This window comes from Corallococcus silvisoli (assembly GCF_009909145.1).
GTDB lineage: Bacteria > Myxococcota > Myxococcia > Myxococcales > Myxococcaceae > Corallococcus > Corallococcus silvisoli.
This window is the reverse complement of the sequence record NZ_JAAAPJ010000016.1, coordinates 60,833-76,013: the sequence shown is the minus strand read 5'-3', so window position 1 is coordinate 76,013 and position 15,181 is coordinate 60,833. Positions and strand designations below refer to the sequence as shown.

At 70.6% G+C, this 15,181-nt stretch carries 14 protein-coding genes and 1 pseudogene; 7 read left to right on the top strand and 8 right to left on the bottom strand.

The features are described 5' to 3' along the window. Nucleotides 1-594: 594 nt before the first annotated feature. On the bottom strand, nt 595-4,032 hold the full coding sequence (locus GTY96_RS28475; RefSeq protein WP_161666370.1) for an amidohydrolase family protein: 3,438 nt from the start codon (nt 4,030-4,032) through the stop codon (nt 595-597). 175 nt (nt 4,033-4,207) lie between these two features. Between GTY96_RS28475 and GTY96_RS28470 the strand changes: the two genes are divergently transcribed. Together GTY96_RS28470 and GTY96_RS28465 are read left to right on the top strand one after the other, a co-directional pair. Beyond that, nucleotides 4,208-4,657 carry a PaaI family thioesterase gene (locus tag GTY96_RS28470; RefSeq protein WP_161666369.1) on the top strand — a complete coding sequence of 150 codons (450 nt, stop codon included), beginning with the start codon at nt 4,208-4,210 and terminating at the stop codon, nt 4,655-4,657. A 5-nt stretch (nt 4,658-4,662) separates the two neighbouring features. Then, a complete protein-coding gene (locus tag GTY96_RS28465) occupies nt 4,663-5,115 on the top strand; it encodes a PaaI family thioesterase (protein WP_186002193.1) in 453 nt (150 codons plus the stop codon). Nucleotides 5,116-5,128: 13 nt separating this feature from the next. On the opposite strand, the gene GTY96_RS28460 is transcribed toward GTY96_RS28465, so the two are convergent. Continuing rightward, the gene (locus GTY96_RS28460) at nt 5,129-5,452 is read right to left on the bottom strand and encodes a pilus assembly protein N-terminal domain-containing protein (RefSeq protein WP_143908904.1); all 324 of its coding nucleotides are present in this window, start codon (nt 5,450-5,452) and stop codon (nt 5,129-5,131) included. 341 nt (nt 5,453-5,793) lie between these two features. Here GTY96_RS28460 and GTY96_RS28455 point away from each other — a divergent pair, with 341 nt between their 5' ends. Then, nucleotides 5,794-6,987 carry a BTAD domain-containing putative transcriptional regulator gene (locus GTY96_RS28455; protein ID WP_161666368.1) on the top strand — a complete coding sequence of 398 codons (1,194 nt, stop codon included), beginning with the start codon at nt 5,794-5,796 and terminating at the stop codon, nt 6,985-6,987. A gap of 289 nt (nt 6,988-7,276) precedes the next feature. Here the strand turns inward: GTY96_RS28455 and GTY96_RS28450 are convergent, their stop codons facing one another. After that, on the bottom strand, nt 7,277-7,558 hold the full coding sequence (locus tag GTY96_RS28450) for a hypothetical protein (RefSeq protein ID WP_143908900.1): 282 nt from the start codon (nt 7,556-7,558) through the stop codon (nt 7,277-7,279). 235 nt (nt 7,559-7,793) lie between these two features. Here GTY96_RS28450 and GTY96_RS28445 point away from each other — a divergent pair, with 235 nt between their 5' ends. Then, nucleotides 7,794-9,149: an RtcB family protein gene (locus GTY96_RS28445; protein WP_143908898.1), complete on the top strand. Its 1,356-nt coding sequence runs from the start codon at nt 7,794-7,796 to the stop codon at nt 9,147-9,149. A 73-nt stretch (nt 9,150-9,222) separates the two neighbouring features. Then, the gene (locus GTY96_RS28440; RefSeq protein WP_161666367.1) at nt 9,223-10,164 is read left to right on the top strand and encodes a TIGR02266 family protein; all 942 of its coding nucleotides are present in this window, start codon (nt 9,223-9,225) and stop codon (nt 10,162-10,164) included. A 58-nt stretch (nt 10,165-10,222) separates the two neighbouring features. Here GTY96_RS28440 and GTY96_RS28435 read toward each other — a convergent pair whose 3' ends face one another. From GTY96_RS28435 to GTY96_RS28415, 5 genes and pseudogenes are all read right to left on the bottom strand, one after another. Beyond that, nucleotides 10,223-10,942, bottom strand: a complete 720-nt coding sequence (locus tag GTY96_RS28435; RefSeq protein WP_201756493.1) for an immunity 52 family protein — start codon at nt 10,940-10,942, stop codon at nt 10,223-10,225. Nucleotides 10,943-10,959: 17 nt separating this feature from the next. Beyond that, a pseudogene (locus tag GTY96_RS38630) lies at nt 10,960-11,520 on the bottom strand (Tox-REase-5 domain-containing protein); the annotation flags it as partial. Nucleotides 11,521-11,595: 75 nt separating this feature from the next. Further along, a complete protein-coding gene (locus GTY96_RS28425) occupies nt 11,596-12,492 on the bottom strand; it encodes a Vgb family protein (RefSeq protein ID WP_161666364.1) in 897 nt (298 codons plus the stop codon). Nucleotides 12,493-12,527: 35 nt separating this feature from the next. After that, complete coding sequence (locus GTY96_RS28420; protein WP_235685932.1) at nt 12,528-12,809, bottom strand: hypothetical protein; 282 nt, start codon at nt 12,807-12,809, stop codon at nt 12,528-12,530. A 65-nt stretch (nt 12,810-12,874) separates the two neighbouring features. After that, nucleotides 12,875-13,222: a thioredoxin family protein gene (locus tag GTY96_RS28415; RefSeq protein WP_161666363.1), complete on the bottom strand. Its 348-nt coding sequence runs from the start codon at nt 13,220-13,222 to the stop codon at nt 12,875-12,877. Between the two features lie 437 nt (nt 13,223-13,659). On the opposite strand from GTY96_RS28415, the gene GTY96_RS37305 reads away from it, so the two are divergent. Both GTY96_RS37305 and GTY96_RS28405 read left to right on the top strand, forming a co-directional pair. Beyond that, entirely contained in the window at nt 13,660-14,106 is a 447-nt protein-coding gene (locus tag GTY96_RS37305; protein WP_201756480.1) for a cupin domain-containing protein, read from the top strand. Nucleotides 14,107-14,275: 169 nt separating this feature from the next. Further along, entirely contained in the window at nt 14,276-15,175 is a 900-nt protein-coding gene (locus tag GTY96_RS28405) for an MBL fold metallo-hydrolase (RefSeq protein WP_143908886.1), read from the top strand. Nucleotides 15,176-15,181 lie beyond the last annotated feature (6 nt).

Sequence of the window (15,181 nt, the reverse complement as noted above, 5' to 3'; positions counted from 1 at the left end):
TAGCGGTGAAGCGAGGCCGACGGCACCCGTCCCGCATGACGCCGCTCCACTTGCTTCAAGCCTGCCCTGAAGCGTGCCCAGTCCCTGGGCGCGAGCTCGGTCGCCTCTTCTACATCCCGGGTGAAGGCACGCCAGCTTGGATCCCGGAAAGGCGGATCATCGAACGCATCCCTTATCTTCGCGGGCATTTGATGGCTCTCGCATTCCAATTGTAGATGGCCACGGGCCAGAAGCCATTGGCCATACAGTAGGCCCGGCATGAATCACAGAGGCTCTCTCCCTCCACTCGCCCAGGTTCGCTGTCACCGCCAGCGTCCACGCAGCGAACGTAGTCCTCGGTGCAGGACCTCCTGACACGTTCGGCCTCATCCTTCCGTGCCTCTTCCGCTGATCCAGGGGGTGGCACCGGGTTGGGCGTCCGGGGGCGGGGCGGCTTCATCGCTTCAACCTGCTCGCACGCCGCCGCCGAACCTCCCTTGCACTGACAATCCACCGTGCTCACGCAGCCCGGCCCCGGTCCCGGCCCCAGGGACTGCCGGAGCTGCCGCGGGCCGCCAGCGCAGCCCGCGAGCCCACTCCACAGCAGCACGAGCCCTAATCGCATACCTGTTCATTGGCATGCGTGGAGGCCCGGGGGCTCCACCCCTCGTTGCCGTCCTTCTCGAAGAAGAACCTGACGCGCGTGCGCTGCCGCGTGCCCACCTCGTTCAGCGTGTTCGCGTCGTACAGCCGGCCGTTCACCATCGTGTAGCGCACCGTGCGGCTGTTGGAGATGTCCTCCAGCGGGTTGCGATCCAGCACCACCACGTCCGCCAGCTTCCCCACCTCCAGCGAGCCCAGGTCGCCGTCGATGCCCAGGTGACGCGCGCCGTTCAGCGTGCCCACGCGCAACGCCTGCATCGGCGTCATGCCGCCCTGCACGAACATCGCCAGCTCCCAGTGCGCCGCCAGCCCTTCGCGCTGCCCGTGCGCGCCCAGCTGCACGCTCACGCCCAGGTCGTTCAGCTCCTTCGCCACGCGCGCCACGTTCGGGTGGTTGAACTCCTCGTCGGGGATCATCACGCGCCGCCTGGAGCGCGCGTCCACCACGCGCCGGGGCACGAAGGACAACAGGCGCGTGTCCTCCCAGACGTTCGTCTTCTGATACCAGTAGTTCTCCCCCATCAGCCCGCCGTAGGCCACGCCCAGCGTCGGCGTGTAGCCCACCCGCGTGCCCTTCCAGAGCTGGCGCACGTCGTCGTAGATGCGCGCCACCGGCAGCGAGTGCTCCAGCCCCGTGTGCCCGTCCACCACCATCGTCAGGTTGTGCTGGAGCAGCGAGCCGCCCTCGGGCACCACCAGCATCCCCAGCTCGCGCGCCGCCTGGAGCACCTTCTGCCGCTGGTCGCGCCGGGGCTGGTTGTAGCTCTTCACGCTGAACGCCCCCAACGCCTTCATCCGCCGCAGGTGCCGGCGCGCGTCGTCCAGCGTGTCGATCTCCACGTGCGCCCCCGCGCCCGCCGCCCCGTACAGGATGGTCCCCGTGGAGTAGATGCGCGGCGCCGTCAGCATCCCCGCCTTCCCCATCTCGCTCGCGGCGAAGATGGTCTCCGACTGGTTGGACGGGTCGTGCAACGTCGTCACCCCGAACGCCAGCGACGCCGCCTGCACCCAGCTCTGCTCCGGCATCAGCCCGTCCACGCCCATGCTCCCGTGCCAGTGCACGTCCACCAGGCCCGGCATCAGCGTCTTGCCCTTCACGTCCACCACCTTCGCCCCCGCCGGCACCGCCACCTTGCCCACCGGCCCCACCGCCACGATGCGGTTGCCCTTCACCACCACCACGCCCTCCTCCACCACCTCCTCGCCGTTCATCGTCACCAGCCGCCCGCCCACCAACGCCAGCACCCCCTCCGGCACGTCCGACTTCGCGGAGAACGACACGTCCACCCCGTCCGCCTCCGGCGGCGGCAGCGTCTTCGGCGCCCCGTCCAGGAACGTGAACGCGTCCTTCAGCGCCCGCGTGAAGAGCTTCGGCCCCAGCGCCCAGTGCAGGGACAGCCGCTCCCCCGCGCCGGACCAGTGCAGGTACTCCCCCGCGTCACGGCTCACCTGCGTCACCGGCATCGCCTTCGTGCCCGGCCCCACCAGCGCCTCCTTCGCGCCGCGCACGAAGGGCGTCACGTACGCGTTGAAGTCCTCGCGGAAGGCCACCCACCGGTCGTCCGGCGACACGCGCATCTCCAGCGCGCCCGCGCTCGTGAGGTGCGTGCGCGGCTCGCCCCCGTCCAGCGCGATGCTCCGCAGCGTGCGCACATCCTCCGTCTCCTTGGACTCCACGTTGAGGAAGTACACGCGGTCCGACTTCGCCCCGAAGTGCGGCTGCTCCCCGTCCCGCGTCAGCTTGCGCGCCACGCCCCCGCCCGTGGACGGCACCACGAACAGCCCCGTCTCCCGGCTCCACGTGCCCGGCATCAGGTAGCCATCCCCCGTCGCCCGGTACACCACCCACTTGCCGTCCGGGCTCAGCGCCGGCTCCACGTAGTAGCCCGGCTGCGCCGTCACCACGCGGCCCTCGCCGCCCGTCGACGCCACGATGCGCACCGCGCCCAGCGCGTCGTCGTCCCACGTCGAATAGACGATGGAGCGCCCGTCCCGCGAGAAGGCCGGGAAGAACTCCAGGTGCTCGTTCTGCCGCGTCAGCCGGCGCGGCGTGCCCGACGGCAGCTCCTTCACGTAGAGCCGGCCCAACGCCTGATACACCACCCTCTTGCCATCCGGTGACACCTGCATCCAGCGCAGCATCTTCACGTCGAAGCGGTCCGGCGCCACCGGCCGGGTCCCCTTCACCGCCGCGAACACCGTGCGCGAGCCCTTCACGTGGAAGGGGATGGGGGTGACCTTCTTCGTCGCCACGTCGATGCGGTGCAGCGTCCCGGCCGCCCAGAACACCAGCGACTTGTTGTCCGGCGTCCACGCCATCACCGGCGACACGCCGTGGATGGCCCACGTCTCCTGCATGTCCCGGTCGAGCCCGTCATACAGCGGGCGCTCCGCGCCGGAGGCCACGTCCGTCACGTACAGCACGCTCTTCGCGCGCACCCGCCTCACGAACGCCAGCTGCTTGCCGTCCGGCGAAGGCGTGGGACGGATGGAGCCGCCCGGCCCGGTGACGAAGGGCTCCACCTCCCGCGTGTCCAGGTCCAGCCGCTGGATGGCGTAGAGCTCCTTGTTCGGGTCCTTGTCGTACTCGAAGGTCTTCCCCGGCGTGACGTCCTGGCTGAAGTAGACGAAGCGGCCGTCGGGGGAGAACGCGGGCTCGCCCAGGTCCTTCTGGTCGTTGGCGCGCTCGGTGAGCTTCACGCCCTCGCCCCCCGCGCGGTGGTACATCCACACCTCGCCCGCGCCCAGCGAGCGCCGGCCGGTGAAGTGCTTGCGCGCCACCAGGAAGTGGCCGTCCGGGCTCCACGCCGGGCTGTTGAGCAGCCGGAACTTCTCCTGCGTCACGGGCCGCGGGTCGGAGCCGTCGCGGTTCATCACCCAGAGGTTGTCTCCACCGCCCCGGTCGCTGGTGAACGCGATGGACTTCCCATCCGGGCTGTAGCGCGGCTGCATGTCCCAGGACGCGCCCGACGTCAGCGGCCGCGCCTCGCCGCCCGCGATGGGCAGCGCGTAGAGGTCCCCCAGCAGGTCGAAGAGGATTTCGTCCCCGCGCGGACTCACGTCCACGTTCATCCACGTGCCCTCGCGCACGTCGATGGGCACCTGCGACGCGGACACGCCGGGGGGCGCGTCCACGCTCCACGCGTCCTTCTTCGCGTCCGGCTTCTCCGCCTCCGCGACGGGGTTCGGCGTGCCCGCGTCGCCCTCGTTCGCCCGGGCGGCGGCGCGCGCGGTGTCCTCCGGCGTGGGAGGCGGAGGCGGCTCCCGCGGAGGCGCTTCGCCTTGTGGTGCGGGGGTGGGCGCACTCGCGGGCCGAGGCAGGGGCTGCGCGGCCAGCAGCAGGCCAGGCATCAGCAGCGTGAAGCAGAGGGCGGACAGAGGTCGGTTCACCGAGAGGGTCCTCGTTCGAGACGCGGGGCGCGGCATCCTGCCATGCCAGGACGCGCGGGCGCGCAGGGCGCCCGTGAACGCACGAAAGGGTGTGCCTGTTCCTGGGTGCGCGAGCGAGCGAGCCCGCGCATCGCGTTCCCCCGGCGCGGTCCGAATCTGCTATCGCGAGAGCCCTATGTCGGACTTCAGTCTTCCTGCGGACCAGGCGGGGCGGCGCGAACAGCTCTCCGTGCTGTTCACCGAGGCGGTGCCCCACAACCACGCGCTCGGGCTGCGGCTGGAGGCGGTGGGGGCCTCGGACGCGACGGTGGTGATGCCGTACGCGGACGTGCTCGTCGGCAACCCGGAGACCGGGGTGGTGGCGGGCGGCGCGGTGACGACGCTCATCGACGCGACGAGCGGCACGGCGGTGCTCGCGGCGCTGGGCACCTTCACCGCCATCGTCACGCTGGACCTGCGAATCGACTACCTGCGCCCCGCGCGCCCGGGCCTCGCGCTGACCGCGCACGCCGAGTGCTACAAGGTCACCCGCCTCATCGCCTTCGTGCGCGCCCTGGTGCACCAGGGGGACCCGGCGATGCCGGTGGCCTCCGCGCAGGGCACCTTCATGCGGGTGGAGGACTGAACGCCATGAGCACGCCCTCCCTTCCCCTGGCGGAGCTGGTGCGCGTGGTGCGCAAGTCGCGCGAATACCACCGCCTCACCGACGCCATCCCCTACACGCGCTTCATGGGCATCGGCGTGGAGAACCTCGCCGGAGAGATGCTCTGCCGCATGCGCTACACGCCCCACCTCATCGGCAACAGCATCCTGCCCGCGCTGCACGGCGGGGCGCTGGGCGCGCTCCTGGAGTCGACCGCCATCTTCGAGCTGCTGCTCCAGACGGACACCGACCGCGTGCCCAAGGTCATCTCCAGCACCGTGGACTTCCTGCGCTCGGGCAAGGCGCAGGACACCTTCGCGCGCGCCTTCATCACCCGCCAGGGCCGGCGCGTGGCCAACGTGCGCGTGGAGGCCTGGCAGGACGACCGCACCCGCCCCATCGCCAGCTCCCACGCGCTGTTCCTGCTCTCCGAGCCGTGAGCCCGCGGCGACGCTAGCCGCCCACCACGATGCGGTACGTGCGGCGCGTGCCGCCGCTCCAGATGATGAGGGTGGTCTTCCCCGCCGCCAGCGCGGAGACCTCCACCCCATCCACCCCCGTCGTCTTCACGTCCGCGATGGACGGGTCGCCCAGCGCCACGCGCGTCAGCCCCGGCACCGTCAGCACCTGCTTCGCGCCCCGCTTCAAGGTCAGCGTCTCGTCCGCGGGGGGCTCCGCCGCCTGAGCGGGCGCTCGCCTGGCCGGCTCCTTCGCCCCGGAGGGCATGGCACCCAGCAACAAGGCGCCCACCGACAAGGCCGCAAAACGTGAAATCATGGGTACTACCTCCACGTGTCTCCGTGGAATCGGAGTGAGACCAGCGTCGCATGCGTGCGCATCCGACGTCCCTGGAGTGTCGCGTCATCCGTTGAGAACGCGGAATGCCGTACTGGTGTTGTTACAGCGCCACTCCCTTTTCTACAGGGTCGCTGCGGAGTCATTCACCCGACAGCGTGCACGGGCGCACGGTGATCAGCCTCGGGGTCCGCCGGGTGGAGGACAGGCGTTGCGGCCCGGGGGTGCGGTGGGCGCGAGGCACTGAACGCGAGCGCTCATCAGAAGCACACGGCACGTCGCCTGCTAGCTCCCGGTCACAGCACCGACGCGGGGGCCGTCTCATGAGCGAGCGCGAGTCGACGAAGCTGCGGGAGTTGAAGGAATCCGCTCACGCGCTGTACCAGCGGGGCAGGTATGCGCAGTGCGTGGAAACGTACGCGCAGCTGGCGAAGCTGCTGCCCCGCGACGCGAATGTACGCGTCCGGCTGGCGGAGGCCTGCCGGCGCGCGGGACAGCGGACGCAGGCGATCTCCGCGTACCGTGAAGCAGCGCAGGTGCTGTTGTCACTGGGTTGTGAATCCCGCGCGAGGGGCGCGCTGAAGGCCGCGCTGGAGTTGGATCCGCGCGACCCGGTGCTGCAACTGGAGGTGGTGCGGCTGGGCCAGGGCGCGGCGCCGTCGACGGCGCTGGAGGATGAACAGCTCTACTGCTTCGACCGGCTGCCGCCGCCGACACCGCCGCCCGCGCGGGTCCGGAGCGTGCCCCCGACACCGCCGCCTCCCTTCGTGCTCAGCGCCGCGCAGGAGCCGACGCTGACGGATGCGCGGCCCGTGGCGCCGTCCATCCGCCCCGTGAACCTCCAAGGGGCGCGCGGCGCGGCGGCGAGGACTCCGGGGCTCGGCTCGGGGCCGGGCCGGGACGCGGTCCTGCCCCAGCCCCGTCCCACGGGAGCGGCCGTGAGCGCGCCGCGCTCGGCGACGGAGACCTTGGCGCGCTCGGTGGCGAGCGCCGCCGCGGTCGCGCACACCGCGTCGAAGCCCTCCGCGAAGCCATCACGCGCGGCCAACGACACGGGCGTGCAGGGCTCGAGCTCCGTCGCGGCGCCAGTCGACGCGCGCGAGCGGGGGCATGCGCCGCAGAAAGCCCTGCCCGGCGCTCCGCTGGCCTTGCCCGCACTGCCGCGAAGCCCTCCGGGTGCACTGACGTCCGCGGCGGAGCCGACCACGCTGGTGACGAAGCCCGCCCTCCCACCGGAGCGTCCCACCGTGAAGGTCATCGCGCTGCTGAACCGGGCTCCAGAGGCCCTGCCGACGCCGCCTCCGGCAGCCGTCCCCACCTCCCCTCCGCATGCGTCCCCGCAGACGGAGCCGCCCCTGGCCGCGCCGGCCTACCGGCCGGAGATGCGCCGCCTGGCGCCGAACGTGGTCGCGCTGCGCGTGTCGCCCCATGCGCGCTGGGTCATCATCCGCTCGGACAGCGACCTGCAGGTGACCCGTTCGGAGGCCCTGCCTGAAGATCCGTCCGCGGCGTATTGAGCGGTGGTGTCACGCCGCCGCCCGGATCGCGGCGGTGCCCCCCGGCGTCTGGCATTGCGTGTTCACGGGGGTCCCTCTTGAGGCTCATGGGGGGACTTCGCATGCGGACTGGGCGGTGGATTTCCTTGTTGCTCAAGGCGCGGGGCTCTCGACGCGCGCATGGCCCTGAACCACGGGGGAGCGCGGCACCTGGGCGCTCGATCCAGGATGGCCAGCACCACGCACCGAGGCGCCCTCCCCCACCTTGGGAAGGACGCCCGGATTCCTGCCCCGTCCTGAACAGCGCGCCCTACATGGACACGGACTTGTTCGGATCAATGAGGCTCTGCAGTGGATTGACGGCCTCCGCGGTCTCCTGCTCCGCGTCCGGCTCCTCCGCGCGGACCTGCGCCTCGCAGTGGTTGCTCTTGCGATTCTGGTGGCAGTGCCGGATGCCGTACACGTGATGGCATCCGCATGGGTCCACGCGCTTCTTCGCGCACAGCGAAGGATTGAACACCGGGGCCGCGGTCATCTCCACCGGCCCCGCCTGCAACGCCACCGCCAGCACCATCCCCGTCAGAAGCCCCATCGCCCACCCCCTTGATGCACGCAGCAGAAATGGGAATCCAGATCGGCTACCGCAAGTCCCAGGCTTGTCTGAATGCCCGTCCGTGCACTTCCGACTGTTCCCTCATCCTCCCCGCCCGGATTTCCCCCCGCATCCGCCGGGCAGGCAGCCGTCCAGGTGTCTGGAACCCGGCACCGTCAGGTATGACGGAGGGCTCCGTCCCTGCCGCGGGTTCATCCACCTGGGGTCGTCCGCCATGAGCTGGAAGCAACATCTGGAAAAGGTCTCCGAGGGCCACTACGTCCTGCCACGCACGAAGACGATGCGCGTGCACGCGGACCTGTTCCTCTCCGACAAGCTCCTCTGGGGCGAGGGAGGCCCGGAGTCCCCCGGCCTGGAGGACGCGGTCTTCGACCAGGTCGTCAACGCCGCCACCTTCCCCGGCGTCAGCCGCGTCGCCGTCACGCCCGACTGCCACGTGGGCTACGGCGTCCCCATTGGCACCATCGTGGAGACGGACGGCACGCTGCTGCCCACCGCCGCCGGCTATGACATCGGCTGCGGCATGGTGCAGCTCCAGACCTCCCTCACCGTGGAGGACGTCGCGGACCCCGCGAAGCGCCGCCAGTGGATCAACGAAGTGACCGAGCGCATCGCCGTGGGCGTGGGCGCCACCCGCGCGCGCAAGCAGCGCAGGCTCAGCGAGCCCACCGTGAAGGAGGTCCTGCGCCACGGCGCCAAGGCCCTGGGCCGGGGCCACTCCGTCACCGAGCGCGACTTCATCCCCGTGGAGGACACCGGCGTGGACATCCCGGTCCGCGCCTACGACAAGCGCGGGCAGCTGGGCAGCCTGGGCGGCGGCAACCACTTCACCGAGATGCAGGTGGATGAGCAGGGCCGCGTCTGGGTGATGCTCCACACGGGCAGCCGGGGCTTCGGCTGGAACATCGCGAAGCACTTCTTCGTGGAGGGCGCCGCGGCGCTGGGCCTCAAGAGCCGCAGCGAGGACTTCGTCTGGATGGACGCGGACAGCACCCTGGGCCGCCAGTACTGGAACCTGCACAACATGGCGGCCAACTTCGCCGTGGCCAACCGCCTGCTCATCGGCGAGGCCGTGTGCGGCGCGCTCGAGGACGTGTTCGGCGGCACCGCGAGCATCTACTACGAGATCTCCCACAACCTCATCCAGCGCGAGGCCGGGAAGTTCGTCGCGCGCAAGGGCGCCACGCGGGCCTTCCCCGCGGGCCACCCGGCCCTCAAGGGCACGACGTGGGAGGCCACCGGCCACCCCATCCTCATCCCCGGCTCCATGGAGACGGGCAGCGCCATCCTCTTCGCCGAACCCGGCGCGGAGAAGTCCATCTACTCGGTGAACCACGGCTCCGGCCGGCGGCTGTCGCGGGCCGCCGCGCGCCGGCAGCTCCAGCAAGAGGAGACGGACCGGCGCATGGAGGAGGCGGGCATCCTGCTCAACACCCGCACCACGCCGCTGGACGAGTCCGGGCCCTGCTACAAGAACCTGGACGACGTGCTGGAGACGGTGGAGCTGGCGGGGCTCGCCCGGGTGGCCCACCGCCTCAAGCCGGTGGCCTGCATCAAGGGCGCGGACTGAGGGGGTGCCCCGTGGGGGGCTCGTGGGGGAGGCCGGGCGGCGCTAGAGTGGGCGCCCGCCTGGAGCCCGACCGATGAGTGCCCTGCCCCCCACCCCCCGGACCTCCTCCCGGGAAGCCGAGCTGGCGCGCGCCGAAGCCGACATGGCCCGGCTGGAAGCGCAGCTCGCCGAGCAGGTGGCCCGCGCCACCACCGACGCGGCCGCGCTGAGCGAACGGCTGGCCCGCGCCCGGCAGGCGCTGTCCCGGCCGGAGCACGCCGGGGATTCGCGCCTGTCCCAGTGGGCCATGCGCCTGGAGGACACCGAGTCCCCCGAACCGGCCCCGGAGCTGGAGCGCCTGCGCGAGAAGGCCCTGGACGCGCGTGAGGCCGCTCTGGACACGCGGCGGCAGGCCGGGCTGGACCTCCAGTCCGCGCTGCGCGTGCAGCAGGAGGACGCCGCCCGGGTGGTCAAGGCGCTGACGGACGCCGAGTCCGACCTGAAGCGCGCGGAGGCCGCCGCGAAGGCCCGCGCCGAAGCCGAGGCGAAGGCTCGCCGGCAGGCGGAAGCGGAGTCCGTGAAGGCCGCCCCGCCCCCGGGTCTGGCCTCCCGAACGAAGGCGACGCCGGACACCCCGGCCCGCTCCGAGCGGGCGGTCGCGCAGGCGCCGGTGGCGTCGACTCCAGCGAAGAGCGAGGCGCGGAAGGCGGGCCGGGTGCGGATGCACACGAGCATCGACACGCGCAGCGACTCCAACTTCTTCACCGGCTTCTCCATGGACATCAGCGAGGGAGGCATCTTCATCGCCACGGTGGAGGCGGTGCCGCGAGGCACGGCGGTGGAGCTGGACTTCACGCTTCCGGGAGGCCGGCCCCTGACGGTGAACGGCGTGGTGCGCTGGGCTCGCGATGGCAATGACCGCACGCCGGACCTGATGCCTGGCGTGGGCGTGCAGTTCACCACGCTGCCGGCGGAGGTGGCGCACGCCATCTCTTCGTTCGTGGCCACGCGCGATCCGCTCTTCTATCCGGACTGACGCTCACGCCAGCGGGCGCGAGGGGACGTCGCTCCAGCGCCCACGGACGGAGCTGTGATCAGGTCCCCCAGGGGCGCAGGGGCGTGAGCAGGCCCGCGTCCTGGAGGCGCGCCTGGACGTCCTCGGCGAGCGCGACGTGGGCTGGGTTGGAGACGGTGAACTTCTCGGGTGTGAGGGTGATGAGCGTGCCCCGGTCCGGGATGTGTTCCACCTGCACGGGGGCGGGGAGCGGAGGCACGGGGCCACGGGAGTCGGCGAAGTACATGACCCAGCCGACGTAGGTCCCGAGCTTGGGGAACTGCTCGGCCACGATGAGGTTCCGGTGCTCATGGGAGGTGGCGATGCCAAACTCTGGCTCCCATGCGAGCGCCATGGCGCGCACCACGCCAGTCAGGACGTGAGCCTTCAGGACCCGCTCCGCTACCTCGCCCTGGCTGAGGGGATTGAGAAGGCAGACGGAACTCACGCGGGCGGAAGAGCTCCCACAGTGGCCGTTGACCCCCGAGGTTTCTTCCGATGTCTCACCAGCCCAAAGCCAGAAGCTGGAATCGTCACCGAACCGGTTGCTCTTCTTGCCGAGGAGCTTCGCCAACGTCGATGCATCGGGTGAAAGCTGCTGTTTCCGGGCCTTCTGGAAGGTGGCAGCCGCTTCGTACCAACGACTCCAGGTGGGCTCCAGGGGTGACATCCCTCGAAGGAAGGACTCCAGGCGCTGCGCGCACGCTTCAATGGACTCCTGTCGAGCCAGCCAGTAACTGCCCGCGTAGTACGTCTCCATCACGAACAGACACTCCTTCAGCGAGCTGGCGAGACCTGTACGACTTCAATGCTGAGTCCTTCGTTCTGGAAGGCCTCACGGAGGAAGTCAGCGAAGCGCTTCTCCGCCACATTCCAACGGATGCGCGTGTCGTTCGCCAGCCTGGATTGACGGCGGGCCTGATCCAGCATCCTTCCGAAGCCCCGGTAGAAGTCCTTCATCGTCATGTCCGCTTTGAGGAACCTCTCATAGCCCGGCCCCTTGGCCTCCAGCAGCACGTTCTCCACCGGGTCGAAGCCGTCGAAGTCCACCACCGTGTCGCCCTCTTGAAGCCGGTACGCGGAACCCTCCGGCGCTCCCGTCACCTGGGCCTGATACGCGCGAGCGCGCTCGGACATCGACTCGTTCACCTGCACCCACTTGCCCGGGCCTCCTGCTGACGGCAGCCCTCCACCCCCACTCTGGGCCGCCATCGCCACCGCCGTGGACGCGAGCGTCACCTCCACCCCGCCGCCCACCACCGCCACCGCGCTCACCTCCCGCACGGCCGACAACCGGAAGCCCGCCTGCGACGCCCCCAGCAGCGCCGCCTCCGAGAAGGCTCGGCTCACCAGGGGCGCGAACACGCCCGCGTGTGGGTTGCACCAGGCCGAAAGCCGACGTCTGGGTCCACCTCATGGAAGCAGCGGTTCCAGACGCGCCACCCGCCCCTTCTCCAAGGCAATCCACACCGCGCCATCCGGGCCCAGCGTCAGGCCATGCGGTTCGGACGCGGGCGTCGGAAGGTCATACAGCTGGATGACCCCTGCTCCGGTGATGCTGCCAACACGGTTACCACCCCATTCGGTGAACCAGAACGTTCCGTCCCCGCCGGCCACGATGGCGTGGGGTTTCGCGTCGCGATGAGGCAGGGGGAACTCCGTCACCGTTCCATCCAGGGCCATGCGGCCCAACTGCCCCGCCATGATTTCGACGAACCAGATGGCATCCGACCCCGCGGTCGCGCCGACGGGAGCCGCGCCGGGGGTCGGGAGCGGGAAGAGGCGGACGGTGCCGTCCAGGCTCATCCTGCCGAGAGCGTTCGTCTGGTTGAGGGTGAACCAGAGGGCCCCATCCGCCCCCGTGACGATGGCGGACGGATATCCACCGGTGGTGGGGAGGCGGTACTCGCGGACGTCTCCGTCGGGCGTGAGCCTGCCGATGCGGTCGTTGCGCATCAGCGTGAACCAGAGCGCGCCGTCCGGACCCACCGTGAGTCCGTAAGGGCCGCCCTCGCCGGGAATGGGGAAGCGGCTCACGCTCCCATCCAGCGTGATGCGTCCAACACGGTGGCTCTTGAACTCGGTGAACCACAGCGCGCCGTCAGGCCCGGAGATGATCCGCGACAGTCCATCCGCGCCTTCGACAGCAAAGCGCGTGACCTGCCCCGCCGTCGTCAGCCGGCCAATCTGGCCGTGATGGACGAGCGTGAACCAGAGGGCCCCGTCCGCCCCCGTCGTGATGTCGTAGGGGCCACAACCGTCGTCGCAGATGGGGTACTCACGAAGGGTGAAGGAAGGGGCGCGTGTCATGGAGGGCTCCAATCCTACCCTCCCATCCCAGGCCTTCAGGGTTGGTTCGGGTCGCCGATGTTCTGGAAGGGATTGAACGTGTCCGTCGTCGAGAGCTGGGACGACGGACTGAAGTAGTACGCGGCGAGCTTCGCCGGGTCCTTGGCGATCTCCCCTCGCAGGATGGGTCCGTCGTTCTGGTCGTCCCAGCCCCACGGCGCGTTCGCGGAGTTGGTGCCGCGGTTGCCCGCCACCAGACCGCAGCCACCGCTGGTGTCGCCCCGGAACGTCCCGCCGGAGGAGAACAGCGAGGACAGCTGCCGACGCGGCCTTTCCAAGGGGAAGGCGGTCATCAGACGGCAACAGGCAATATATTCCAAACAAGCTTTAACTGACCATCTTGTCAAAACAGGGTGACAGCGGGAGTCGGCAGATGCACCTCCAGCATCCGCCGGATGGCGGTCCGGGTCATCGCCCCCACGGCCCGGTCCACCATGTCTCCGCCCTTGAAGACCAGCAGCGTGGGCACCGCGCGGATGATGTAGCGGTCGGAGAGGACCAGGTCCGCCTCCACGTCCACCTTCACCACCTTCAAGGCGCCCCCGTGCCGGGCCGCCACGCACTCCACCCAGGCGTCCATCAACCGGTACTCCGGGGGGCACCAGCGCGCCCAGAAATACATCAAGACGACCTGCCGCGAAGCCAGCACCTGCTGCTGGAAGCTGCGCTCCGTGAAGTGCTCGAGCCGCATCGTCGCTGCCTCGATGAAAGGGATTGGGTCACAGGAGGGTGGAGCCCGCGTTGAGCCACGGCTCCCCCGTGTCATCTCCCGGACGCGCCCCGCGGCGGTGCCGGGACCCCTCATGTCTGGGGATGGCGGAGCACGGGAGGGCCCCCACCCGGGGGGAGGGGTCGGACCGGGGCGCACTCGGGGACGGTGGCCGCCGAGCACGCGCGCCCCACGGCTCGGACAGAGCGGGCAGCCCGGCGGGCAGCGGATGGACTCGATTTTCTCGCGACACCGCGGGCACAACGCCCAGGCAAACCCTATCTTACCGGCGGCTTCCGTCGGATACCGGACCGGCCCCCAGGCAGGGGGGATGAAACACGGTGCCTGTCTCTGGCAGAAAGCAAGACAACCCATGAGAGGGGTGGGACCGCGTCGCCCCTGAAGGAGTCGCTGTCCGCATGAGCACGATTCTCCGGACCCCACCTCTCGCTGGCGGCCGTCCCCCTCGCTGGGACTCGCGCCGTCGCGCCCCGAACGGTTCAACAGTGGCCCCGGCCGCCCCACCCCTCGTGGAGAAGGTGAACCTGGCCCACGCCTCCACCAGCCTGTCCGGCCCCGGCACCGCCCGACCCGTGGGCATGCTCCACGGCCAGCCCGTGCATCTGGTGCGGCTGACCGGCGTGGGGCCCTGGCGCCAGCACCCCACGGGGGATGCGCTGTTCTTCGTCACCCGGGGCGCCCTGCGTGTGGAGCTGCGCGAGCGCACCGTCGTCCTGGAAGAAGGAGAGCTGCTCATCGTCCCGCGCGGCGTCGAGCACCGCTCCGTCGCCCCCAGCGAAGCGCTGGTGCTGATGTCGGCCCCGCCACACGGCGAGGAGGCGGCCGGGCAATCCCCGTCGCCCTGAAGCCCGGACTTCCGCCCCCCGGCCGGGCGAGCCCCCGCCCGCCACGGGCGCGGTGATTCCTCCCACGGGGGGCACGGCGCACTTTTGCCCTGAACGAACGGATGGTGGCTTCCCGCGGCCCCGCTGCGCCGACGGTCGCCCGCCACGGTCACGAGGAGCAGGAGCCGCCATGCGCATCCACCACCTGAACTGCACCACGATGTGCCCGCCCGGCCGGCGGCTCGTCGACGGGCGGCGCGGCTTCACGGGGCCCGCGGCGCTCACCTGCCACTGTCTGGTGTTGGAGACACCGCGCGGTCTGGTGCTGGTGGACACCGGCTTCGGTCTCAATGACGTGTACGCGCCCCGCGTGCGCTTGAGCGGCCTGTTCCGCGACGTGCTGTCCCGGCCCGCCCTGGCCGAGGAAGCCACCGCCATCCGCCAGCTGGAGCGCATGGGCTTCCAGGCCAGCGACGTGCGAGACATCGTCCTCACCCACCTGGACTTCGACCACGCGGGCGGCCTGGACGACTTCCCCCATGCGCGTGTGCACGTGCTGGCGGAGGAGTACCGCGTGGCCACCGCGCAGCGGACCTGGCTGGACCGGGCGCGCTTCCGCCCTCAGCAATGGTCCAAGGAGACGCGCTGGGAGACCTACGTCCCGAACCGGGGGGAGGGCTGGTTCGGCTTCGACTGCGTGCGCGAGCTCACCGGCCTTCCGCCCGAAATCCTGCTGGTGCCGCTGACGGGCCACACGCTGGGCCACGCGGGCGTGGCCATCGACACCGGAGACGGGTGGATGCTGCACGCGGGCGACGCGTACTTCCACCACGGGGAGCTGGACCTGGACCGCTACCGGTGCACCCTCGGCCTGCGCGCCTACCAGAAGCTGATGCAGAAGGACGGGTGGATGCGCTGGTACAACCTGCGCCGCCTGCGGGAGCTGGTGCAGCGCCACGGCGCCCAGGTGACGGTCTTCTGCGCGCATGACTCGCTGGAGTTCGAGCGCCTGGAGGAGCGAGAGAAGCTGCCCGAGGACTTCCCCATCCGGCCCGGGCTCGTCGCCCCCGTGTCCTCGCTGCACCTGTAGCCGCGC